This window comes from Vibrio qingdaonensis (assembly GCF_026191675.1).
Taxonomy (GTDB): Bacteria; Pseudomonadota; Gammaproteobacteria; order Enterobacterales; family Vibrionaceae; genus Vibrio; species Vibrio qingdaonensis.
Map to the genome: position 1 here is coordinate 34809 of NZ_JAKRRY010000034.1, position 23223 is coordinate 58031.

The following is a 23223-nucleotide window of genomic DNA, read 5'->3' on the forward strand; positions in this document are numbered from 1 at the left end:
TTTTACCTAAGCTTAAACTGCAGCCGCACCTGAAACGATTTCTGATAGCTCTTGTGTAATAGCCGCTTGACGCGCTTTGTTGTACACAAGTTCTAAATCATCAATCAGGTTGCTCGCGTTATCTGTTGCAGCTTTCATTGCAATCATTCGAGCCGCTTGCTCACAAGCAAGGTTCTCTACCACACCCTGATACACTTGAGATTCGATATAACGAAGCAATAGTGCATCTAGTAATGGTTTTGGCTCAGGCTCATAAATGTAACCCCAAGAATGATTGCGCTGCATTTCTTCGCTTTCTGATTTAGGCAAAGGTAGCAATTGATCGATCGTTGGTTCCTGTACCATAGTGTTCACAAAGTGGTTATACACTACGTACAGGCGATCCAATTCGCCGTCGTCATATTTCTTTAGCATAACGCCAACTGTACCGATAAGGTCTTCTAAGCTTGGGCTATCGCCTAAACCAGAAACCTGTGCCGCTACTTTAGCGCCGCTATTATTAAAAAATGCCGTTGCTTTTGAGCCGATAACAGCCAACTCAATTTCAGCACCTTTTTCTTTCCAATCCTTAAGCTCAAGGACAGTCTTCTTGAACAAGTTAATGTTCAAACCGCCACATAAGCCTCGGTCGGTAGAAACAATGACGTAACCAACACGCTTGGCTTCACGCTCTTCTAGGTACGGATGTTGGTACTCTAGATTTGCATTTGCCAAATGACCGATCACTTTACGCATAGTTTCAGCGTATGGACGAGAAGCTTCACGCGAGTCTTGCGAACGACGCATTTTTGAAGCTGCTACCATTTCCATCGCTTTCGTAATTTTCTGAGTGCTCTTCACACTACCGATTTTATTACGTATCTCTTTTGCGCCGGCCATCGTTACTCTCCATAAGTGGTGACCTAAAGGTCACCCACTAATTACCAAGTCTGGGTTGCTTTGAAATCGTCCGTCAGCTTTTTCAACTGAGCTTCGATTTCTTTGTTGTAAGCACCCGTTGTGTTGATCTCTTTAATAAGATCAGCATACTGGATTTGAGCGTACGATAGTAAAGCTGCTTCGAAGTCTAGAATCTTATTGATTGCTACATCTTCTAAGTAACCACGTTCCGCCGCAAAGATCACAAGCGCTTGGTCAAATACTGACATAGGAGCGTATTGCTTCTGCTTCATCAACTCAGTCACTTTCTGACCATGACTTAGCTGACGCTTGGTCGCTTCGTCTAGATCCGATGAGAACTGAGCAAACGCTGCTAGCTCACGATAAGCCGCTAGTGCAGTACGAATACCACCAGATAGCTTCTTGATAATCTTAGTCTGAGCTGCACCACCTACACGAGATACTGAAATACCAGGGTCAACCGCTGGGCGTACGCCCGAGTTGAATGCTTCAGTTTGTAGGAAGATTTGACCATCAGTAATCGAGATTACGTTCGTCGGTACGAATGCAGATACGTCACCAGCTTGAGTTTCGATAATAGGAAGAGCAGTTAAAGAACCAGTCTTACCTTTTACTTCACCATTAGTGAAACGCTCTACGTACTCTTCGCTTACACGAGCTGCACGCTCTAGAAGACGAGAGTGAAGGTAGAATACGTCACCAGGGAAAGCCTCACGGCCAGGTGGACGCTTCAATAGTAGAGAGATCTGACGGTAAGCTACCGCTTGCTTAGATAAGTCATCATAAACAATTAGTGCATCTTCACCACGATCACGGAAGTATTCACCCATTGCACAACCAGCATATGGTGCTAGGTATTGCAGTGCAGCAGATTCAGAAGCTGATGCAACAACAACGATAGTATTCGCTAGTGCACCATGCTCTTCCAGTTTACGCACTACGTTAGCAATTGTTGATGCCTTTTGGCCAATCGCTACGTAGATAGAGAAGATACCAGAATCTTTCTGGTTAATGATTGAGTCGATCGCCAGTGCTGTTTTACCAATCTGACGGTCACCGATGATAAGTTCACGTTGACCACGACCGATTGGGATCATTGAGTCGACAGACTTATAGCCGGTTTGCACTGGTTGATCTACCGATTTACGGTCGATTACGCCAGGTGCAATCACTTCTACTGGTGAAGTAAGCTTAGCTTCAATTGGGCCTTTGCCATCAATAGGCTCACCTAGTGTGTTTACTACACGACCAAGCATTTCAGGACCAACTGGTACTTCAAGAATACGACCAGTACCTGTTACTTTCATGCCTTCTCTAAGGTCGGCATATGGTCCCATTACAACTGCACCAACCGAGTCACGCTCGAGGTTAAGTGCGAGTGCATAACGGCCACCCGGTAATTCAATCATTTCACCTTGCATCACGTCCGCTAGGCCGTGAATGCGAATGATACCGTCGCTTACCGAAACGATTGTACCTTCATTACGAGCTTCACTCACAACATCGAAAGATTCGATACGCTGCTTGATTAGGTCGCTTATTTCTGTGGAATTAAGTTGCATGCTCCAATCCCCATCAAGACTGCATTGCATCACTCAGGCGGTTCAAACGACCGCGTGCTGAGTTATCAATTACAAGATCTCCGGCTCGAATAATAACCCCACCAAGTAGGGTCTCATCTACACTGCAATTCAGCTTAACTTTACGCTCAAAGCGTGTTTCAAGTTTGCTACTGATCTCAGCAATTTGCTCATCGGTTAGCTCGCTTGCAGACATGACGTCTACATCGATGAGTTTCTCGTGCTGTTTTTTCAGCGCAACAAACTCAACTAACACGGTAGGCAATACCGCTAATCGACCATTTTCAGCCATTACTTTTATTAAGTTATGACCAAAAGCATCAAACTGTTCACCGCCAACCGTAATGAAAATCTCTGCAATTTTATCTGCAGTCACAGAACCTGAAAGCAGGTCTGCGATATTTTCATTGCTGGCGATTTCCGCGGCGAAAGTTAGCATGTCGACCCACTGGTCTAATGCGTTCTTTTCAACCGCAAAGTCAAAAGCTGCTTTAGCATAGGGGCGTGCAATTGTTGTCAGTTCAGACATGGGCGCCCCTCGCTTTAAAGTTTTGCAGTAATGTTATCAAGAATATCTTTTTGCGCATCTTTATCGATACTACGCTCAAGGATTTTCTCAGCACCAGCTACAGCCAGAGTTGCAACTTGTTTGCGCAGCTCATCGCGGGCACGGTTACGTTCAGCTTCAATTTCTGCTTCCGCTTGCGTTAGGATGTTCTGACGTTCAGTCAGAGCTTCTTCACGTGCTTCGTCAACAATTTGTGCTTTACGCTTGTTTGCCTGCTCAATGATCTCAGTTGCAGTGCGCTTCGCTTCTTTCATTTGGTCAGAAGCGTTGGCTTGTGCTAGATCCAAGTCCTTTGCAGCTCGTTCAGCTGCCATAAGACCGTCAGCAATTTTTTTCTGACGTTCTTCAATCGCATTCATGATTGGTGGCCATACATATTTCATGCAGAACCAAACAAACATAGCAAATGAGATTGCTTGACCTAGCAGAGTTGCGTTCATATTCACAACAGCTACCCCTCTAATATTTCATTGATTAGCTAAAATTAATCAGATGACAAGTCCAAAACCTGTCAGAGAAAAGCTGATTAACCTAGCTGACCAACGAATGGGTTCGCGAATGTGAATAGCAGTGCGATAACCACACCGATCATAGGAACCGCATCAAGTAGACCAGCGATGATAAACATCTTAACTTGAAGCATCGGAGCCATTTCAGGTTGACGAGCTGCGCCCTCAAGGAATTTACCACCTAAAAGACCGAAGCCGATCGCCGTACCAAATGCTGCCATACCGATCATGATACCTACGGCGATTGCAGAAAAGCTCAGTAAAGTTTCCATTACTATCTCCAATTTATAGTTGTTGGCTTAAAGTTGCCCAAATAAAAAGCGTTAATTAAATAATTAGTGATCGTCTTCGTGAGCCATTGATAGATAAACAATTGTTAACATCATGAACACGAAAGCTTGGATCAAAATAACTAGAATATGGAATATTGCCCATGGTAATGAGCCCATCCATTGTAAATACCACGGTAGCATTGCAGCACAAAGAATAAAGACAACTTCACCCGCAAACATGTTACCAAACAAACGCATACCTAGTGATAATGGCTTCGAAAGCAAAGACACAACCTCGATAAGCATGTTAAATGGAATCATGATTGGATTGTTAAATGGGTGGAGTGTCAACTCCTTGATGAACGTTACTGGTCCTTTCACTTTGATGCTGTAGTAAATCATCAGAGCAAAAACACCTAACGCCATAGCCATGGTGATATTAACATCTGCAGAAGGAACCACTTTCATATAAGGGATGCCTATCTGCTCTGCAGAGTAAGGAATGAAGTCAATTGGAACTAAATCCATGACGTTCATTAAAAATACCCAACAGAAGATAGTTAGTGCTAAGGGGGCTATTAATGCATTGCGTCCATGAAACGTTTCTTTGACGTTTTCGTCAACGAATTCAACGACCATTTCAACAAAACACTGCAGCTTGCCCGGCACACCAGCTGTTGCTTTCTTAGCAACTGAACGAAATACTCCTAGGAATATAAGACCAGTCAACACAGAAAAAAACAGGCTATCGATATGTACGTTCCAGAAACTCGTCTCCTCCACTAGACCTAAACTTCCTAAAGAAAGGTTAGTTAAGTGGTGAGAGATGTATCCGGCCGATGTAAGCGCTTCACCTGGCGCAGCCATAACTCATCCTATTTTTTGTTGTTAACGACAATTACTGGCGCCATAAGGTTAATTAAGAGAGCCAGTAAAAATGTGAAATTCAAGGGAAGTACTTCCACCTGAATATACATGTAAGCGATTGAAAATAGAGCCGCCGTAATGAGGATTTTCAATGCAGCTCCTGCATAGAACGACGCGGCTACCTTTTGAGCAGCACGAGCCCCACTAAACAGAAATGCACAAAACGCAAATGTTGCATTGGCGATAACAAAAATGCCACCTCCAATTAGCGCTGAAATTCCCCACTCAGCATTTACGGCAACTGTCATTCCAACAGCTACAAACGTAACCGCGCACACTTGAATCAGCAACAATCGCTTTGCGAGCTCTCGTCCTGGTTTAGCTAGCACTGCTACCATGTATTCTTACCTTTGTTTATATCCACTACGCACCTATTACTACTGTGCAAAGAGATTTGCGAAAATTATACGTTTCACCAAAGTATTTGCAATCAAAGCACATCAAAAAGGTGCACTTTTATTCACAAAACCATAACTTTCGCACAAAAAATCAATTTATAGATAATTGACCTACATCAATTATCTCATTTAGCTTTCAAGCTTGGCAATAAGTTGCTCTAATTTGTGAGCCTCATCAAGACTTATAGTAAGTTTTGCTTTTCCGCTTGCATTTCGAGTTAAAGATACTTTAGCCCCTAACTTTTCACTCAAACGCAGTGAAATTTCTTGTGCTGCGCTATCTTCTGACTGTTTTTTATCAGAAGAGTTCGGTTTTAAGCACTTTTTCACTAAATCTTCGGTCTGACGGACTGTGAGACTCTTCTTAGCTACGCTGGCGGCGATATCACATTGAAGCTCACCCTCAAGAGCAAGTAATGCTCTTGCGTGTCCCATATCTATCTTTTTATTTTCGACAAGCGCCTTAACAGGCAACTCAAGCTGATTAAGACGAAGTAAGTTACTCACCGCGGTTCGCGACTTTCCAATCACGTCGGCAACTTGCTGATGCGTGAGTTCAAATTCGTCTTGTAGGCGCTCTAACGCTTGGGCTTCTTCGATGGCGTTTAAGTCTTCACGTTGAATATTTTCTATCAACGCCATCGCAATGGCCGCTTTATCTTGTACATTTTTAATAATGCACGGAACCTGTTTTAAGCCTGCTTGTCTTGCTGCGCGCCAACGTCTCTCACCTGCAATTATCTCATATTGCTCATGATCAACCTGTCGAACCACGATAGGCTGGATAATACCTTGAGATTGGATTGACGCAGACAGTTCTTCAAGCGCCTCAGGAGCCATATCCTTACGAGGCTGATAGACACCTGGACGTAAGCTATTAATCGATAAATCGGTTAAGTCACCGTCCGAAGAAAGCGATTGGCTATGAGTGGCAACCTGCTGCTTCTCTCTTGCCATAGAGCTCGTTGACAGCAGTGCATCGAGTCCTTTTCCTAAACCACGTTTAGACATTCAATCAATTCCTTAAGAGTGTTATACCAGTGTTTCTTCGCGTCGAAGCATCTCACCTGCAAGGGCAAGATAAGCCTTGGCACCAGCAGAGTACTTATCGTAATACATTGCTGGTTTACCATGACTCGGTGCTTCTGCTAGACGAACATTCCTAGGAATGACAGTTCGGTAAACTTTGTCACCAAAATGTTTCTTTAACTGATCAGACACCTCATTCGAAAGTCGATTGCGAGGGTCGTACATGGTTCGGAGTAAGCCTTCGATTTTGAGATTATCATTCACGACTGCCGCCAATTTGCTAATGGTATCCATTAACGCCGTAAGTCCTTCTAATGCAAAATACTCACATTGCATTGGCACTAATACAGAATCTGCAGCAGCCATCGCGTTAATTGTAAGTAGGTTGAGAGAGGGAGGACAATCGATAAAGATGAAATCATAGTTATCGCGGATTGGCGCAAGAGCATGTTTTAAGCGAACTTCGCGTGCAAACACTTCCATTAGTTTGATTTCAGCAGCAGTTACATCACCATTAGCCGCAATCAAATCATACTGGCCAGATGTGTGCGTACAGACTACTTGTTCAAAAGGAAGCTCATCAACCAGCAAATCGTAAGCAGTTGTTTCGATTTGATACTTGTCGACGCCACTGGCCATTGTCGCATTGCCTTGAGGATCTAAATCGATCACCAAAACCTTACGTTTAGTCGCAGCCATTGATGCCGCCAAATTAATACATGTAGTTGTTTTTCCTACGCCACCTTTCTGGTTGGCGATAGCGACAATTTTTCCCACGACAACTTCTCCATCATCCCTGTTTGGACAAGATTACAAGATGACGGTCACCTTCCAACTCAGGAACTTGCAAAGGTTTGATATCGGTCACAGAACACCACTCAGGTAAGTCAGAAACTTCTTGTTCATGAACCTGACCTTTCAGTGCGTAGAAGCATCCTGTTGATTCTTTGGGTAAATGTTTACACCAATTCACCATATCTGTCATCGATGCAAAAGCTCGACTTAAGACGCCATCAAATCCACCTTCAGGGTCAAATTCTTCAACGCGAGACTGAACAGCCGTAACGTTCTCAATGCCTAGCTCATGAACAACTTGCTTAATGAAACGAATTCGTTTTCCCAAGCTATCCAGTAATACAAAGGTTTTATTTGGATGCATTATGGCCAACGGAATCCCAGGTAAACCAGGCCCCGTCCCCACATCAATAAACCGCTCACCGATGATATGCTCACCAACCACAATGCTATCAAGAATATGTTTCACTAACATATCTTCAGGGTTTCTAACGGAAGTCAGGTTATAGGCCTTATTCCACTTATGCAGCAACTCAACATACCCGACGAGCTGCTTTTTTTGAAGATCAGACACTTGCAGTGACGTCTCTGACAGTAATAGATCTAATTTTTCTCGTAGAGCGCTCACGCTGCTTCACCTTTTTTAAGTAAACCTTGCTTCTTGAGGTAAACAAGAATAATCGAAATAGCCGCTGGGGTAATACCGGAAATACGAGAAGCAATGCCCACCGTTTCTGGTTTAGCTTCTGTCAATTTAGCGACCACCTCATTGGATAAACCGCTTACATCGCTATAACGAATATTTTCAGGAATCGCGGTATTTTCATGACGCATTGCTTTGGCAATTTCGTCTTGCTGCCTTTGAATATAACCTTCATATTTTACTTGAATCTCAACTTGCTCAGCCGCCTGTTGATCTTCGATCGCAGGTAAAAATGCATCCAAAGAAGTCAGCGTTTGATAAGTGATCTCTGGACGTCTTAATAGATCTTCACCGCTTGCTTCGCGAGAAATTGGGGTTTTCAACAATGCGTTTAGCGCATCGATGCCGTCCGACTTTGGATTAACCCACGTTTCTTTTAGGCGTTGACGCTCAGCCGTTAGATTGTCCATTTTTTCGTTAAAACGTTGCCAACGGTGATCATCAATCAGCCCAAGTGTTCTCGCTTGTTCTGTTAATCGCATATCAGCATTATCTTCACGCAGCAGCAAACGATACTCTGCACGAGAAGTAAACATTCGATAAGGTTCTTTCGTTCCCATCGTCGATAAATCATCAATCAATACGCCCATGTAGGCTTGATCACGACGTGGGCTCCACCCTTCTTTTCCTTGGCTGAACAAACTCGCGTTTAAGCCAGCCATCAACCCTTGGGCCGCGGCTTCCTCATAACCAGTTGTTCCATTAATTTGTCCGGCAAAGAACAAGCCTTGGATAAATTTTGTTTCATACGTTTGCTTCAAATCGCGTGGATCAAAGAAATCATATTCAATTGCATACCCAGGACGAACGATATGGGCATTTTCGAACCCTTTCATGGAACGAACAATTTGGATCTGTACATCAAATGGAAGACTGGTCGAAATTCCATTTGGGTATAATTCGTGTGTTGTTAGGCCTTCAGGTTCAATAAAGATCTGATGGCTATTTTTATCAGCAAAGCGCATGACTTTGTCTTCGATCGATGGACAGTATCGAGGACCAATGCCTTCAATTACACCGGCATACATTGGGCTACGATCGAGGTTTGCTCGAATCACATCATGAGTTTGCTCATTGGTGTGAGTAATAAAACACGGGATTTGAGTTGGATGCTGTTCACGCTTACCAACAAAAGAAAAAACCGGTGTTGGATTGTCGCCATGTTGAGCTTCTAGTACTGAGAAGTCGACACTGCGTGCATCGATACGAGGTGGTGTACCTGTTTTTAGACGATCGACTCTAAATGGTAAATCACGCAGTCGATGCGCAAGCGCGATAGACGGTTGATCGCCCATACGTCCACCAGATGAACTTTCCATTCCAATATGGATCTTTCCGCCAAGGAATGTCCCTACCGTTAACACGACAGCTTGTGCATGGAACTTCAAACCCATCTCTGTCACCACGCCGCGAATTTGATCATTATCTACGATCAAATCATCCACAGATTGCTGAAATAACGTTAGGTTAGGTGTGTTCTCAAGCACATTACGAACATAAGCCTTGTATAGGGCTCGATCCGCTTGAGCTCGTGTTGCTCTTACTGCTGGTCCTTTAGAGGCGTTTAATGTTCGAAATTGAATACCAGAATGATCGATCGCCTTGGCCATCAAACCACCCAGAGCATCGACTTCTTTAACCAGATGACCCTTACCAATACCACCTATTGCTGGGTTGCATGACATCTGTCCCAACGTATCAATGTTGTGTGTCAGTAAAAGTGTTTTTTGCCCGGTGCGGGCAGATGCGAGTGCGGCTTCCGTTCCTGCATGTCCGCCACCGACTATGATGACATCAAATGTTTCGTGATAAAGCATGAACCGACCTCGTATTCAATCGACAAAATGGACTAACCAAAAGGAGACGTATTCTACCGCTTTTCTTGTAGCGAGAACATCGCTTTTCGCAACTTTTGGATCTTGTTAAAAAGAGCTATTAAATAGGGATCTATATATATGATCTTTTATTAGATCTATTATTAGGATCGACCACTTCTGTGGATAACTGAAAAATGATCAACAAAACCATGGATCTTTTTATGATCAGTTCTTGTGATCTTGCTTTGATCTAATCTTGTATTAGCTGGGATCAAAAAGGCTACTTATGCACAGGGGGCAAAACAAGAAAAAGTTACTATTTGGATAAATATAGCTTTTACACTGGAAACAGTATGACTTATCCACATAAGATTGGTGATTTTTTTAGTTTCTGGGAAGGAAATTTAGAGAGAAGTTATGCACAATTGTAAAAAAAGCGGCTTTCGCCGCTTTTTCTTTATTGGAATTTGCTGATGTTTTCGTTAAGCCAAGCTTCAGCGGCATCCTCCGGGACTTGATCATTAAGAATGTCTATTTCGAGGCCTTCTGCGATTGGTGTTGCGCCTATGTCTTCGAGAAGATCGAAGGCATGTTTTCCTGCGGCACAAAATGTATCGTAGCTTGAGTCACCAATCGCAATGACGGCATATTTTACTGTCGACATTCGGGGTGGGGTGTTTTGTAGGTCTGCAATGAACGGTTGAATATTATCTGGATAATCGCCCGCACCGTGAGTAGAGGTGATTATGAACCAGATACCATCGGCTTCAATGTCTGCGAGTTGAGGTTGATTATGAATTGTTGTGGTGAACCCTTGCTCTATGAGTAGATCGCTTAGATGGTCACCCACATACTCCGCACCACCTAGTGTGCTACCTGTAATGATATGAATCATGCTCATTCCTTTATTTACCGATACAAAACGATGAGAAAATACGACCCAGTAGATCATCAGAGCTAAACTCACCCGTAATTTCATTGAGATGCTGCTGAGTTATTCTTAGCTCTTCTGCTAAAATTTCTCCTGCCATGTAGCCTTCAAGCTGTTGTTGGCCAATACTGAGGTGTTCGGCAGCACGCTCCAATGCATCAAGGTGGCGTCTTCGAGCCATAAAGCCGCCTTCATTCGCACCAGAAAAGCCCATGATAGACTTTAAATGTTCGCGAAGGGCATCGATACCTTCACCGGTTCGTGCCGATAAGCGAATCAGTGTTGGTGCGTTGACGTGACAAATGCCAAGCGCCTCATTGGTTTCATCCACCTTATTGCGAATTACGGTGATGCCAATAGATTCTGGAAGACGATCCATAAAATCAGGCCATATTTCTTTTGGATCCGTGGCATCTGTCGTGGTGCCATCAACCATAAAGAGAACACGATCAGCTTGATTAATTTCTTCCCAAGCACGTTCAATGCCTATTTTTTCTACTTCGTCGGATGCTTCGCGTAGACCTGCGGTATCGATTATATGCAGTGGCATGCCATCAATGTGGATATGCTCACGTAGTACATCTCGCGTAGTGCCTGCGATATCCGTTACGATGGCAGACTCTTTACCGGATAAGGCATTGAGTAGGCTTGATTTACCTGCATTTGGACGACCTGCTATGACGACCTTCATGCCTTCACGCATGATCGATCCCTGGTTGGCCTCTTTTCTAACGGCTTCAAGGTTATCGATTATCGACTGTAAGTCATTAGAGACCTTACCGTCGGCTAAGAAGTCAATTTCTTCTTCGGGAAAGTCAATGGCGGCTTCTACGTAGATTCGTAGGTAAATTAGGGATTCCACCAGCACGTGTATACGTTTAGAGAATTCACCTTGCAGTGATTGAAGCGCCGATTTTGCCGCCTCTTCTGAACTGGCATCAATAAGATCGGCAATCGCTTCTGCTTGTGTTAAATCCATTTTGTCGTTCATGAAGGCACGTTCGGAAAATTCTCCCGGTCGTGCTGGGCGAACGCCTGGAATAAGCAAAATACGCTTAATCAGCATATCCATGACCACCGGGCCACCATGGCCTTGCAGTTCTAGGACATCTTCACCCGTAAAGGAATGCGGGTTTGGGAAATACAGGGCGATGCCTTGGTCAATTTCTGAACCATCGTCAGATTTAAAGGCAAGGTATTCTGCATAACGCGGTTTAAGTTCACGTCCGGTGACGGCAAGCGCAACCTGAGATGCCGCAGGGCCTGAGACGCGGATAATACCGACGCCACCACGGCCAGGTGCGGTGGCTTGTGCCACAATAGTGTCTGTTGTCATGGGGTTTGCCTTAATCGCAATACGTTAGCCAAATTGTAATCATGGAGACTAAAAAAGGCGACCCTTAAGGTCGCCTTTTATTGTTATTTACTCGTTTTGGATTACTTAGAGTGCAATCCTTTCTTTTCCAACGCTCGGTAGATTAGAGTTTGTTGAATCAGAGTCACGATGTTTGAAACCAACCAGTATAGAACTAGGCCAGATGGGAACCAAAGGAAGAAGAAAGTAAACATAACCGGCATAAAGGTCATGATCTTCTGCTGCATTGGATCCGTCACAGTTGTTGGGCTCATTTTTTGAATCAAGAACATACTCGCACCCATCAATAATGGAAGGATGTAGTAAGGGTCTTGTGCTGAAAGGTCAGTGATCCAGCCAAAGAATGGCGAGTGACGCAGTTCAACAGATTCCATGAGTGCCCAATAAAGCGAAATGAAGATTGGCATCTGTAAGATAATTGGAAGACAGCCACCCAGTGGGTTCACTTTCTCTTTCTTATACAGTTCCATCATTTCTTGGCTCATACGTTGGCGGTCATCACCAATACGTTCACGCATTGCTTGCAGCTTAGGCTGTAGCATGCGCATTTTTGCCATCGATGTGTATTGAGCCTTCGTCAGTGGGTACATAGCACCACGTACGATGAAGGTTAAACAGATAATCGCTAGACCCCAGTTCACGACAATGCCTTGAATAAACGACAATAGCGTGTGAAGTGGTTTTGCAATAAACCATAACCAACCGTAATCCACTACAAGGTCAAGGTTTGGCGCTGTAGCGGCCATTTGGTCTTGTAGCTTAGGACCCGCCCAAAGCGTCGCTTTAAGTTCAGCGGTTTGGCCATTACCAATGGTCTGATTTGGCATGCGAACACCAATATCAGCGAGGTTGCCAATAACACGGGTATAGAGATTGGTACCCGGTGCTTCGCGTGGGATCCATGCGGCTGCAAAGTAGTGTTGGATCATTGCTGCCCAACCTTGACCATCAGTCAGGTTAAGAGACAGGTTGCGATCTTGCATGTCTTCAAAGCTGTATTTTTTATAACGCGTGTCTTGAGTTGAGTAAGCACCGCCATTATAAGTTGGCATCGTGATGCTGCCGCCCTTATCCTGAACATTTTGTCTCAGGTGAGCGTACATACCAAACGTCGCGTTTTGCCCAGATTGGTTGTCGATGTTGTATTCAACATCAACGGCATAGCTGCCACGCTTAAGAACGAAGGTTTTAACATAGTTAATGCCATTCGCAGTAAACGTCATAGGGATACGAAGTTCATCCTGACCATCTTGTAGCGTCAAGTTTTCTGTTGAAACTTGGTAAGCCGGACGGTCGGTACTGCTTAAATCAATACCTTGAGGGCCAACAAGACCACTTTGTGCAATAAACTGATGACCTTGTGAATCTTTAAGAAGTTCAAAAGGGTCTGCTGAATCTTGCTCAATCGCGTATTCGTTAAGATCTGCTGTTACTACATCGCCACCGATCGTATTGATGCCAAGCGTTAGCACATCAGTTTTCACTGTGATGATTTTCTCTGCAGCTGAAGTATGACCAGGAGCTGGATCATGTTCATCAGCGAAAGATGGTGCAGGTAGGGTACTACCTTGAGCCTGTTGTGTCGGTACTGGTGCTGGATTCTTGTACGATTGCCATTGGTTAAATAGCAAAAAAGAAACTAACGCCAAGCCGATTAACAGAATATTACGTTGAGAATCCATCGTTATTTATCTCTGTCTTGTTTTTGGACTGGTGGAATGGGGTCGTATCCCCCTTCATTCAAAGGATGACATCTTAATAGACGTTTGCCAGATAGCCAACACCCTTTTACAAAACCGTGAGCTTGTAAGGCTTCTATAGCGTAACGGGAGCAAGTTGGGGTAAACCGACAGCGAGGTCCGATTAGGGGACTAATGGTCCATCTATAAAGATAGACAAGTCCGATTGCTAACCACGCGAAGGGCGAGACAGGCGATGCCATAGTTTATCGAGAAGTTGGAACATTTCATCATTGCTAAGAGTTTGTGCGCTCTTCTTTGCAATAACAACAAAATCTTTGTTTGGAAGTTCATGTTGTTTGTTACGAAAGCTTTCACGAGTAAGTCGTTTAAAGTGATTTCTAGCGACAGCTGTTTTTATCTGCTTTTTAGGAACCGCAAGACCGAGACGTGGGTGTGAAAGAGAGTTTTTACGAGCAATGATGGTGAAATGAGGGGAGCCGGCTCGATGAGCTTGCTTAAATACGTTTTGATAATGCTCGGGAGTTAACAAACGTAACTCCCGAATAAAGGCGTGCTTCTTATTCAAAATAGTCAATTATTTTGAAAGACGCGCACGGCCTTTTGCACGACGTGCATTAATTGTTTTACGACCGTTCTTAGTCGCCATGCGTGCACGGAAGCCGTGAGTACGCTTGCGCTTTAGAACTGAAGGTTGAAAAGTGCGTTTAGACATGGTTATTACCTTTACTGATCAGTAGTTTTAGGTTCTCGTTGAACCCGGCGTGGGAGAAATACCCTTCTCTATAAATAAAGAGGAAATCCGACGCCTCTCAACAAAGAGGCGGAATTGTAATCACTGTGGCTCAAAGAGTCAATAATCAGTTCAATTTCAATTCCGGTCGGCGGATTATACGTTTTGTGAGCCAGAGCGCAAGGATCCTTATTCGATCCCGACCTGATTTAGGAACTTTTTTAACTGTATATCCTGTGGATCGTTAAAAATTTGCTCTGGTGGACCTTGTTCCACGATGTGACCATTGGCCATAAAGATCACTTTATCAGCGACTTCGCGGGCAAATTGCATTTCGTGAGTAACCACTAACATGGTTTGATGTTGCGTGGCTAATTTTTTCATTAAATTTAATACTTCACCGACCCATTCAGGATCAAGAGCGGAAGTTGGCTCATCAAATAGCAATAATTCAGGTTGCAGAGCCATGGCGCGTCCAATTCCAACTCGTTGTTGTTGACCACCAGAAAGTGACGCTGGGTATTGCTGCGCTTTGTCCCCTAGACCGATATCATCAAGAATCTGTTGAGCTCGTGCCAATGCTTGCGGCTTTTTCCAGCCTTTTACGGTAATTAAACCTTCAGCAATGTTTTGTTTTGCCGTCATATGGGCAAATAAGGCGTAGTTTTGGAACACAAAGCCTGTTTTTCTGCGCAGTGCCAATACTTCTGCTTTGGTGTGATTTTGGCAATCAACCGTCACATCATCAATAGAGATTGTGCCTTGGTTGGCTTCTTCGAGGAAATTAACACAACGAAGCAGCGTGGATTTACCGGTACCACTTGAACCAATGACCACCACGATTTCGCCTTGTTTTATATCGATATCGATGCCTTTCAAGACCTCGGTATCCCCAAAGCGTTTATGAATATTATGTAATTTGATCATCGTTGGTACGCCTTATTCAATCTTTGTTCCGCCCATGCTTGAACGCGAGTGAGCACTAACACAACTCCCCAATAAATAAGAGCGACGGCTAAAAACGCTTCAAAAAATCGAAAGCTTGAAGAAGCTTCCATTTGAGCTTTGGCCATGATTTCGGCGACACCAAGGGTAAAAGCAAGTGATGTCGATTTGATCATATCAATGAAGTAGTTCATTAATGATGGCAGTGCGACTCGTGTCGCTTGCGGTAAAATAATACGGCGCATGGCCTGACTTTTCGTCATGCCGACAGACAGACTGGCTTCCATCTGACTGCGATCAATACCAATAATGGCGGCTCGAATACTTTCTGCCATATAGGCGGCGAAGTGCAAGGTAAGACCAATAACCGCAGCGCTAAAGGCATTCAATCCTACCATCCACGGAAAAACTTGCGGTAACCCGTAATAGAGCAGAAAGAGTTGCACTAGCAGCGGCGTGCCACGGAAGAAGCTAATATACAGTTGGCTGAGCTGGTCCAATACCGGGATTTTGAATACTCGAATATTGGCTAATATCACTGATAGGATCAGTGAGAAAAACAGCCCCCATATTGCCATCTCCATTGTGGTTCCAAGGTACTTAAATAGTATTGGCAATAGATCGAGCATGTATTGAAAATCAAATCCCATAACGCATCCAAAACTTAGAAAAATAAACGCCCACTACTGATAAGAGTAGTGGGCGTATGCATAGTGTTCACTTACTTTTTAGTGATATCAGCACCAAACCACTTTTCAGAAATATCGGCTAAAGTGCCGTCTGCACGCATTGCAGCTAGTGCTGTGTTAACCTCTTGCTGTAATTTTTGGCCTTTGTCGTTATTAACAAATGGCCACGCGTTTTCAATGGTTTCAAATGGTTCGCCAGCTAACTGCAGTGGAAGACCTGTCTTTTTAATCAGTTCAAGGGCAGATAAGCGATCCATAACAAATGCATCAGAGCGACCCAGTGCGACATCATGTTCAATACCGGTGTCATAGGTTTTGATATTGATTTTGCCATCTTTATCGTAGTGACGCAGCAACTGTTCAAAGTTCGAACCTAAGTTCACCGCGACATTTTTTCCGGCGAGGTCATCAATACCTTGAATACTGTCATTGCCTTTACGGACGGTAATTTGCGCGCCATCGATGACATAAGGGTCAGCGAAGAGATATTTTGCTTTACGCTCGTCAGTAATGGTTATTTGATTTGAAATCGTATCAATTCGTCCCGTTTCAAGTAACCCAAACAGGCCTGAAAAGCTCGCCGTCACGTATTCGACATTGTAGTCATTACGACGTCCAATCTCGTCCCATAAATCGACTTCAAAACCTTGTAGTTTGTCTTGTTTCACAAACGTAAATGGGAAGTAGCGACCAGACATACCCACTTTCACGTCTTGTGCGACTGCAGCATATGCTGCTTGAGATACGGTTGCAGAAAGTGCTAAGGCTGTTAATGCGCCTTTAATCCAGTTTTTCATTTTACTACTCCTTATGTTTATAGGGAGGAATGTTACTGGCAAACTTGTCGATAAGTTAAATAACTAGTTGTTATTAACCATAACAAACTCGCGGTTGAATGATGAAGCTTTCACCACTGCTTTGATCAGTTGCCATCATTCGGTGACAGATTAATCACTGATCTATACACAAGTTAGATCAATCGTGGTAATTGTGAGTAGATCGCCATTTTGTGTATGACTGTGTGAGTAAAATAAGGGCAAATTGTGTGGATCCAAGTAAAATGGCCATAAAAATTGTGAATAACTTCGATCTTATTCACCGTAAGCGAGATCATTTGCTGGCGATCTTGGTTATCAACAGGTAAAATTAGCAGTCTTTCCCCAATTCAATAATAGAGTGAGCGCAACGTGTCATCTTCGCTTTGGTTGCAATGCATGCAACAACTACAAGAAGAGCTACCAGCTACCGAATTCAGCATGTGGGTAAGACCACTGCAAGCTGAGCTTAATGACAATACCCTAACTCTATTTGCGCCGAATCGCTTTGTACTCGATTGGGTTCGAGATCGTTATCTCAATAGTATTAACCGCTTACTGCAAGAATATTGTGGTAACGATGTCCCAAGCCTGCGTCTTGAAGTGGGTAGCCGACGAGTATCGGCACCGCCCCCACCTAAACCCGTGAAGAGCGCGGCCGATGTCGCAGCAGAATCTTCAGCACCAGCAAGATTACAAGCAAGACAGCCAGTGCATAAGACGTGGGATAATGAAGTGGAAGTAGCGGACATCAATCACCGTTCCAACGTTAATATTAAGCATAAGTTCAATAACTTCGTGGAAGGTAAGTCGAACCAATTAGGTTTAGCGGCTGCTCGCCAAGTGGCGGATAATCCCGGAGCGGCCTACAACCCGTTATTCTTATATGGCGGTACAGGCTTAGGTAAAACGCACTTATTGCATGCCGTTGGTAACGCTATTATCGATAATAAGCCCAATGCGAAAGTGATTTACATGCACTCTGAACGCTTTGTGCAAGATATGGTGAAAGCGCTACAAAACAACGCGATTGAAGAGTTTAAGCGTTATTACCGTAGTGTTGATGCGTTGCTTATCGATGATATTCAGTTCTTTGCTAACAAAGAACGCTCTCAAGAAGAGTTCTTTCACACCTTTAATGCTTTGCTTGAAGGTAACCAGCAGATTATTTTGACCTCTGATCGCTATCCAAAAGAAATTAATGGTGTTGAAGATCGCCTTAAATCTCGTTTTGGCTGGGGGCTGACGGTTGCCATAGAGCCTCCTGAATTAGAAACTCGCGTCGCGATTTTAATGAAAAAGGCAGAAGATCATCAAATTCATCTCGCTGATGAAGTAGCCTTCTTTATTGCTAAGCGTCTTCGTTCAAATGTGCGTGAGCTGGAAGGGGCACTTAACCGTGTCATCGCGAACGCGAATTTTACCGGTCGTCCTATCACCATTGATTTTGTTCGTGAAGCGTTACGCGACTTGCTGGCTTTACAAGAAAAATTAGTGACCATCGATAATATTCAAAAAACGGTCGCAGAATATTACAAAATTAAAGTCGCGGATTTGCTTTCTAAGCGTCGTTCACGCTCTGTAGCGCGTCCTCGTCAGCTGGCGATGGCGCTTGCGAAAGAACTCACCAACCACAGCTTGCCTGAAATTGGTGATGCGTTTGGTGGTCGTGACCATACCACAGTGCTTCATGCATGTCGTAAAATAGCCCAGCTCAGAGAAGAAAGTCACGATATTAAGGAAGACTACTCCAACTTAATTCGCACGCTTTCTTCCTAATAGTGTCAGAATCACTATAATTAGCATCAATCTATTATATTTCGAATCTAAGTGGCATGGATTGCCATCTTTGCGAAGAGTTATCTATGAAATTTACTATCGAGCGTAATCACCTTCTTAAGCCGCTACAGCAAGTCTCTGGCGCGTTGGGTGGTAGACCAACTTTGCCTATTTTGGGTAACTTACTACTAAAAGTATCCGATGGTGTGCTTTCTATCACCGCGACTGATCTCGAAGTTGAACTGATCAGTAAAGTAACGCTGGAAAGTGATTTTGAAGCGGGCAGTGTGACCGTGCCTTCACGAAAGTTTCTCGATATCTGTCGCGGTTTGCCTGATGATGCCATGATCACCATTGTGCTGGAAGGTGATCGTGTTCAGTTGCGCTCTGGTCGTAGTCGTTTTTCATTAACGACATTACCGGCAAGTGATTTTCCTAATATTGAAGATTGGCAACAAGAGGTCGCCGTGACGGTGACTCAGGCTGAAATGAAATCTTTGATAGAGAAAACACAATTCTCAATGGCGAACCAAGACGTTCGTTATTACCTTAACGGTATGCTATTTGAGCTCGATGATAATACTTTGCGTTCTGTGGCGACTGATGGCCACCGCATGGCGGTCGCGACTGTTACCTTAGAAGGTAGCTTTGAGAACCAACAAATTATTGTGCCTAGAAAAGGGGTGCAAGAGCTGTCTAAATTGTTAGATGCGCCAGAGCAACCAGTGACATTACAAATTGGCAGCTCTAACATTCGAGCAGAAGTGAACAACTTTATCTTCACGTCTAAGTTAGTGGATGGTCGCTTCCCTGACTATCGTCGAGTATTACCGCAAAATACCGATAAAACGCTAGAAGCAGATTGTGGTGAACTACGTCAGGCCTTCTCTCGCGCTGCGATTTTGTCGAATGAAAAATTCCGTGGTGTTCGAGTGAATTTGGATGGCGGTGAAATGCGCATCACTGCGAATAACCCAGAGCAAGAAGAAGCGGAAGAAATGCTAGACGTGAACTTTGAAGGTGATGCGCTAGAAATTGGTTTCAATGTTTCTTATGTTTTGGACGTATTGAACAGTTTACGTTGTAATCAGGTACGCATTTCGATGTCTAATGCGAACGCCAGTGCGCTTATTGAAAATAGTGAAGATGAAAGCGCCATGTATGTGGTGATGCCAATCCGTCTCTAATATGAGCATCGCTTTATGCCGCTTTCGCGTCTAATCGTACAGCAGTTTCGCAATATTAAAGCCTGTGATATTGAACTATCCACAGGCTTTAACTTTATTATTGGCCCTAACGGAAGTGGCAAAACAAGCTTGCTTGAAGCCATTTATTTGCTAGGCCATGGCCGTTCATTCAAAAGTACTTTAACGGGACGAGTGATTCAAAATGACTGCCAAGAACTGTTTGTGCATGGTCGTTTTTTGAACTCGGATCAATTTGAGCTACCTATTGGCATTAATAAGCAGCGTGATGGGTCAACAGAGGTTAAAATAGGCGGTCAATCTGGGCAAAAACTCGCTCAGCTTGCTAAGGTGTTACCTTTGCAGTTAATTCATCCCGAAGGTTTTGAATTGCTGACCGATGGACCCAAATTTAGACGTGCATTTATCGACTGGGGTGTGTTTCACTCTGAACTTGGCTTTCATGAAGCCTGGGGGCGTTTTAAGCGTCTGAATAAGCAACGTAATGCGTTACTTAAATCTGCCACCAGCTATCGAGAGATGCGGTTTTGGGATAAGGACCTTGCGTTACTGGCCACTCAAATAGACGATTGGCGTCGTTGCTACGTTGAACAAATGCAGCCATTAGCTGAAACGATGTGTCAGTCCTTTTTACCAGAATTGGACATTAAGCTCGGCTATTATCGTGGTTGGGAGAAAGGCACACCTTACAGCGAGTTGTTAGAGCGAAGTTTTGAGCGAGACCAAGCATTGGGGTATACCTTTAGTGGACCCAATAAGGCCGATTTACGGATCAAAGTGAACAACACGCCTGTTGAGGATGTGTTATCACGAGGCCAGTTGAAATTAATGATGTGTGCGTTGCGCTTAGCGCAAGGTCAACATTTAGCAGAATTAACGGGAAAGCAGTGCATCTATTTAATTGATGACTTTGCTTCAGAATTAGATAGCCTCCGTCGTAAACGCTTAGCGGATTACTTAAAAGAGACGAAGGCTCAAGTTTTTGTAAGTTCTATTACCCAAAGTCAAGTTGCCGATATGGTTGACGAAAATGGCAAGATGTTTCATGTGGAACATGGCACAATAGAACCAGGTAAATAGTGAGAGAAACTCATGTCAGAAAATTACGATTCATCGAGTATTAAAGTACTAAAGGGTCTGGATGCAGTACGTAAGCGTCCAGGAATGTACATCGGCGACACGGACGATGGAACCGGTCTGCACCACATGGTTTTTGAGGTGGTTGACAACTCAATAGATGAAGCGTTGGCTGGTCACTGTAATGACATCATTGTGACTATTCATGAGGACAGCTCTGTTTCGGTTCGCGATGATGGCCGTGGTATCCCAACGGAACTGCATCCAGAAGAGCAAGTCTCTGCTGCCGAAGTTATCATGACGGTACTTCACGCCGGTGGTAAATTTGATGATAACTCATACAAAGTATCTGGTGGCTTGCACGGCGTTGGTGTTTCAGTAGTAAACGCACTGTCTAAGCAAGTGACATTAACTATCCATCGTGGTGGTAAAATTCATACTCAAACGTATCATCACGGTGAGCCGCAAGCGCCACTAGCGGTGGTAGGAGATACCGATAAAACGGGTACTGAGATTCGTTTCTGGCCAAGTGAAGAGACGTTCACGAATATCGAATTCCATTATGATATTTTGGCGAAGCGTCTTCGAGAGCTCTCTTTCTTGAACTCTGGTGTGTCTATCAAGCTGATTGATAAGCGCGAAGAAGATAAAATGGATCACTTCGAGTTTGAAGGTGGTATCCAAGCGTTTGTTGAGCACCTAAACACCAATAAAACGCCTATCATTCAAAAAATCTTCCACTTCGATTTTGAACGTGAAGATGGCATTACCGTCGAAGTTGCAATGCAATGGAATGATGGTTACCAAGAGAACATCTACTGCTTCACCAACAACATTCCTCAGCGTGATGGTGGTACCCACTTAGCGGGTTTCCGTTCAGCACTAACACGTACGCTTAATACCTTTATGGACAAAGAGGGCTTCTCTAAGAAAGCCAAAACATCGACATCTGGCGATGATGCTCGTGAAGGTTTGACCGCGATTGTTTCTGTGAAAGTACCGGATCCTAAATTCTCAAGCCAAACGAAAGATAAACTGGTTTCTTCAGAAGTGAAGTCAGCGGTTGAATCGGCAATGAACGAAAAGTTGTCTGAATTCCTGGCGGAAAATCCAGGTGAAGCAAAGATTGTCTGTTCAAAAATTATTGATGCAGCACGTGCTCGTGATGCCGCGCGTAAAGCTCGTGAAATGACTCGTCGTAAAGGCGCGTTAGATTTAGCAGGTTTGCCAGGTAAACTTGCCGATTGCCAAGAAAAAGACCCTGCATTGTCTGAACTATACATTGTGGAAGGGGACTCTGCTGGCGGATCAGCCAAGCAGGGGCGTAACCGTAAGAACCAAGCAATTTTGCCACTGAAAGGTAAAATTCTAAACGTTGAGAAAGCGCGCTTTGACAAGATGTTGTCTTCCCAAGAAGTCGCGACGCTGATTACTGCGTTGGGCTGTGGTATTGGCCGAGATGAATATAACCCAGATAAACTGCGTTATCACAACATCATCATCATGACCGATGCCGACGTGGATGGGTCGCACATCCGTACACTACTTTTGACGTTCTTCTATCGTCAAATGCCAGAGCTTATTGAGCGTGGCTACATCTATATTGCACAACCGCCACTTTACAAAGTGAAGAAAGGTAAGCAAGAGCAATACATCAAAGATGAAGACGCCATGAACCAGTATCAGGTGGCGTTGGCTTTGGATAATGCCGCGTTGCATGTTAACCCTGAAGCACCCGCTTTTGCTGGTGAAGGGCTAGAGAAATTAGTGCAGCAGTACAATGCAGGCATTAAACTGGTTGATCGTATGAGTCGTCGTTACCCGCGTGCGTTGGTACACGAATTGATTTACGTACCTCGCCTAACGGCAGAGCAATGTCATGATGATGCCGCGGTTGAAGCGTGGGGCAAACAGCTTGTTGAGCAACTGAATGCCAAAGAAGCGGGCGCGAGCCAGTACAGCTTAGAAGTTGAAAAACATGAAGAGCTGGGTCTGAGTGTACCGAAGGTTGTGGTTCGTACTCACGGTGTGACTTACGAGCATGTCTTGAGTGTTGATCTCATTAACTCGAAGGAATTTAGCAAACTAGCGGATCTATCAGAAGCGCTAGAAGGCTTAATTGAAGAGGGCGCTTACATTAAGCGTGGTGAGCGTACTCAGCCTGTTTCTAGCTTTGTTGAAGCATTAGAGTGGTTGGTGAAAGAGTCTCGTCGTGGTCTTAGCCTACAACGATACAAAGGTCTGGGTGAGATGAACCCCGATCAACTTTGGGAAACAACCATGGATCCTGAAACTCGCCGCATGATGCAAGTGACGATTGAAGATGCCGTTGGCGCTGATCTTCTGTTTACCACATTAATGGGTGATCAAGTTGAACCGCGTCGTAACTTCATTGAAGAAAATGCGCTAAAAGTAGCAAACTTGGATGTGTAGTTAGTTTACATTGATAGTGATTGAGAAAACGCTGCCTTTGGGT

The 23223-nt window shown here is 44.1% G+C and carries 24 protein-coding genes; 4 read left to right on the forward strand and 20 right to left on the reverse strand.

The genetic code is table 11. The annotated features are described in order from the left end of the window. Positions 1-12: 12 nt before the first annotated feature. From atpG to MD535_RS20045, 20 genes are all read right to left on the reverse strand, one after another. Positions 13-879, reverse strand: a complete 867-nt coding sequence (gene atpG / locus MD535_RS19950) for a F0F1 ATP synthase subunit gamma (protein ID WP_265676787.1) — start codon at positions 877-879, stop codon at positions 13-15. 41 nt (positions 880-920) lie between these two features. Beyond that, complete coding sequence (gene atpA / locus MD535_RS19955) at positions 921-2462, reverse strand: F0F1 ATP synthase subunit alpha (RefSeq protein WP_265676788.1); 1542 nt, start codon at positions 2460-2462, stop codon at positions 921-923. Positions 2463-2475: 13 nt separating this feature from the next. Continuing rightward, a complete protein-coding gene (atpH, locus tag MD535_RS19960) occupies positions 2476-3009 on the reverse strand; it encodes a F0F1 ATP synthase subunit delta (RefSeq protein ID WP_265676789.1) in 534 nt (177 codons plus the stop codon). Between the two features lie 14 nt (positions 3010-3023). Next, complete coding sequence (gene atpF / locus MD535_RS19965) at positions 3024-3494, reverse strand: F0F1 ATP synthase subunit B (protein WP_250619294.1); 471 nt, start codon at positions 3492-3494, stop codon at positions 3024-3026. Between the two features lie 80 nt (positions 3495-3574). Beyond that, complete coding sequence (gene atpE, locus MD535_RS19970; RefSeq protein WP_102470019.1) at positions 3575-3829, reverse strand: F0F1 ATP synthase subunit C; 255 nt, start codon at positions 3827-3829, stop codon at positions 3575-3577. A gap of 63 nt (positions 3830-3892) precedes the next feature. Continuing rightward, positions 3893-4696, reverse strand: a complete 804-nt coding sequence (gene atpB, locus MD535_RS19975) for a F0F1 ATP synthase subunit A (RefSeq protein WP_250619295.1) — start codon at positions 4694-4696, stop codon at positions 3893-3895. An 8-nt stretch (positions 4697-4704) separates the two neighbouring features. Further along, entirely contained in the window at positions 4705-5094 is a 390-nt protein-coding gene (locus tag MD535_RS19980) for a F0F1 ATP synthase subunit I (RefSeq protein WP_102470062.1), read from the reverse strand. Positions 5095-5283: 189 nt separating this feature from the next. Further along, positions 5284-6165: a ParB/RepB/Spo0J family partition protein gene (locus MD535_RS19985; protein ID WP_265676790.1), complete on the reverse strand. Its 882-nt coding sequence runs from the start codon at positions 6163-6165 to the stop codon at positions 5284-5286. A gap of 21 nt (positions 6166-6186) precedes the next feature. Next, complete coding sequence (locus MD535_RS19990) at positions 6187-6960, reverse strand: ParA family protein (protein ID WP_265676791.1); 774 nt, start codon at positions 6958-6960, stop codon at positions 6187-6189. A gap of 13 nt (positions 6961-6973) precedes the next feature. Continuing rightward, the gene (gene rsmG / locus MD535_RS19995) at positions 6974-7606 is read right to left on the reverse strand and encodes a 16S rRNA (guanine(527)-N(7))-methyltransferase RsmG (protein WP_265676792.1); all 633 of its coding nucleotides are present in this window, start codon (positions 7604-7606) and stop codon (positions 6974-6976) included. Beyond that, positions 7603-9498: a tRNA uridine-5-carboxymethylaminomethyl(34) synthesis enzyme MnmG gene (gene mnmG, locus MD535_RS20000; protein WP_265676793.1), complete on the reverse strand. Its 1896-nt coding sequence runs from the start codon at positions 9496-9498 to the stop codon at positions 7603-7605. Before mnmG ends, rsmG begins: the two co-directional genes overlap by 4 nt. Positions 9499-9955: 457 nt before the next feature. Then, entirely contained in the window at positions 9956-10393 is a 438-nt protein-coding gene (gene mioC, locus MD535_RS20005) for an FMN-binding protein MioC (RefSeq protein ID WP_265676794.1), read from the reverse strand. Positions 10394-10403: 10 nt separating this feature from the next. Continuing rightward, positions 10404-11765, reverse strand: a complete 1362-nt coding sequence (gene mnmE, locus MD535_RS20010; RefSeq protein WP_265676795.1) for a tRNA uridine-5-carboxymethylaminomethyl(34) synthesis GTPase MnmE — start codon at positions 11763-11765, stop codon at positions 10404-10406. 101 nt (positions 11766-11866) lie between these two features. Continuing rightward, on the reverse strand, positions 11867-13486 hold the full coding sequence (yidC, locus tag MD535_RS20015; protein ID WP_265676796.1) for a membrane protein insertase YidC: 1620 nt from the start codon (positions 13484-13486) through the stop codon (positions 11867-11869). Between the two features lie 2 nt (positions 13487-13488). Then, a complete protein-coding gene (gene yidD, locus MD535_RS20020) occupies positions 13489-13746 on the reverse strand; it encodes a membrane protein insertion efficiency factor YidD (protein WP_265676797.1) in 258 nt (85 codons plus the stop codon). Next, positions 13713-14081, reverse strand: coding sequence for a ribonuclease P protein component (rnpA, locus tag MD535_RS20025; RefSeq protein WP_250619304.1), 369 nt, complete (start codon positions 14079-14081; stop codon positions 13713-13715). The genes yidD and rnpA overlap by 34 nt, the downstream gene beginning before the upstream one ends. After that, positions 14082-14219, reverse strand: coding sequence for a 50S ribosomal protein L34 (rpmH, locus tag MD535_RS20030; RefSeq protein ID WP_102470009.1), 138 nt, complete (start codon positions 14217-14219; stop codon positions 14082-14084). 207 nt (positions 14220-14426) lie between these two features. Next, positions 14427-15164, reverse strand: coding sequence for an amino acid ABC transporter ATP-binding protein (locus tag MD535_RS20035; RefSeq protein ID WP_265676798.1), 738 nt, complete (start codon positions 15162-15164; stop codon positions 14427-14429). Further along, positions 15161-15832, reverse strand: coding sequence for an amino acid ABC transporter permease (locus MD535_RS20040; protein ID WP_265676799.1), 672 nt, complete (start codon positions 15830-15832; stop codon positions 15161-15163). Before MD535_RS20040 ends, MD535_RS20035 begins: the two co-directional genes overlap by 4 nt. 71 nt (positions 15833-15903) lie before the next feature. Beyond that, entirely contained in the window at positions 15904-16668 is a 765-nt protein-coding gene (locus MD535_RS20045; protein ID WP_265676800.1) for an amino acid ABC transporter substrate-binding protein, read from the reverse strand. 390 nt (positions 16669-17058) lie between these two features. Between MD535_RS20045 and dnaA the strand changes: the two genes are divergently transcribed. The 4 genes from dnaA to gyrB all read left to right on the forward strand — a co-directional run bounded on the left by dnaA (position 17059) and on the right by gyrB (position 23180). Further along, a complete protein-coding gene (gene dnaA, locus MD535_RS20050) occupies positions 17059-18465 on the forward strand; it encodes a chromosomal replication initiator protein DnaA (RefSeq protein WP_250619308.1) in 1407 nt (468 codons plus the stop codon). Between the two features lie 86 nt (positions 18466-18551). Further along, positions 18552-19652 carry a DNA polymerase III subunit beta gene (dnaN, locus tag MD535_RS20055; RefSeq protein ID WP_265676801.1) on the forward strand — a complete coding sequence of 367 codons (1101 nt, stop codon included), beginning with the start codon at positions 18552-18554 and terminating at the stop codon, positions 19650-19652. Positions 19653-19667: 15 nt separating this feature from the next. Further along, positions 19668-20750, forward strand: coding sequence for a DNA replication/repair protein RecF (recF, locus tag MD535_RS20060; RefSeq protein WP_265676802.1), 1083 nt, complete (start codon positions 19668-19670; stop codon positions 20748-20750). A gap of 12 nt (positions 20751-20762) precedes the next feature. Next, positions 20763-23180, forward strand: a complete 2418-nt coding sequence (gyrB, locus tag MD535_RS20065; RefSeq protein WP_265676803.1) for a DNA topoisomerase (ATP-hydrolyzing) subunit B — start codon at positions 20763-20765, stop codon at positions 23178-23180. Positions 23181-23223: the final 43 nt, after the last annotated feature.

What these genes read in the sequence shown, in the direction of transcription:
- MD535_RS19985 (WP_265676790.1), bottom strand. Translation starts at nt 6,165, where the DNA reads ATGTCTAAACGTGGTTTAGGAAAAGGACTCGATGCACTGCTGTCAACG.
- atpB (WP_250619295.1), bottom strand. Translation starts at nt 4,696, where the DNA reads ATGGCTGCGCCAGGTGAAGCGCTTACATCGGCCGGATACATCTCTCAC.
- MD535_RS19980 (WP_102470062.1), bottom strand. Translation starts at nt 5,094, where the DNA reads ATGGTAGCAGTGCTAGCTAAACCAGGACGAGAGCTCGCAAAGCGATTG.
- atpA (WP_265676788.1), bottom strand. Translation starts at nt 2,462, where the DNA reads ATGCAACTTAATTCCACAGAAATAAGCGACCTAATCAAGCAGCGTATC.
- gyrB (WP_265676803.1), top strand. Translation starts at nt 20,763, where the DNA reads ATGTCAGAAAATTACGATTCATCGAGTATTAAAGTACTAAAGGGTCTG.
- yidD (WP_265676797.1), bottom strand. Translation starts at nt 13,746, where the DNA reads ATGGCATCGCCTGTCTCGCCCTTCGCGTGGTTAGCAATCGGACTTGTC.
- mioC (WP_265676794.1), bottom strand. Translation starts at nt 10,393, where the DNA reads ATGATTCATATCATTACAGGTAGCACACTAGGTGGTGCGGAGTATGTG.
- MD535_RS20045 (WP_265676800.1), bottom strand. Translation starts at nt 16,668, where the DNA reads ATGAAAAACTGGATTAAAGGCGCATTAACAGCCTTAGCACTTTCTGCA.
- rpmH (WP_102470009.1), bottom strand. Translation starts at nt 14,219, where the DNA reads ATGTCTAAACGCACTTTTCAACCTTCAGTTCTAAAGCGCAAGCGTACT.
- yidC (WP_265676796.1), bottom strand. Translation starts at nt 13,486, where the DNA reads ATGGATTCTCAACGTAATATTCTGTTAATCGGCTTGGCGTTAGTTTCT.
- atpH (WP_265676789.1), bottom strand. Translation starts at nt 3,009, where the DNA reads ATGTCTGAACTGACAACAATTGCACGCCCCTATGCTAAAGCAGCTTTT.
- MD535_RS20035 (WP_265676798.1), bottom strand. Translation starts at nt 15,164, where the DNA reads ATGATCAAATTACATAATATTCATAAACGCTTTGGGGATACCGAGGTC.
- mnmG (WP_265676793.1), bottom strand. Translation starts at nt 9,498, where the DNA reads ATGCTTTATCACGAAACATTTGATGTCATCATAGTCGGTGGCGGACAT.
- dnaN (WP_265676801.1), top strand. Translation starts at nt 18,552, where the DNA reads ATGAAATTTACTATCGAGCGTAATCACCTTCTTAAGCCGCTACAGCAA.
- mnmE (WP_265676795.1), bottom strand. Translation starts at nt 11,765, where the DNA reads ATGACAACAGACACTATTGTGGCACAAGCCACCGCACCTGGCCGTGGT.
- MD535_RS20040 (WP_265676799.1), bottom strand. Translation starts at nt 15,832, where the DNA reads ATGGGATTTGATTTTCAATACATGCTCGATCTATTGCCAATACTATTT.
- atpG (WP_265676787.1), bottom strand. Translation starts at nt 879, where the DNA reads ATGGCCGGCGCAAAAGAGATACGTAATAAAATCGGTAGTGTGAAGAGC.
- atpE (WP_102470019.1), bottom strand. Translation starts at nt 3,829, where the DNA reads ATGGAAACTTTACTGAGCTTTTCTGCAATCGCCGTAGGTATCATGATC.
- recF (WP_265676802.1), top strand. Translation starts at nt 19,668, where the DNA reads ATGCCGCTTTCGCGTCTAATCGTACAGCAGTTTCGCAATATTAAAGCC.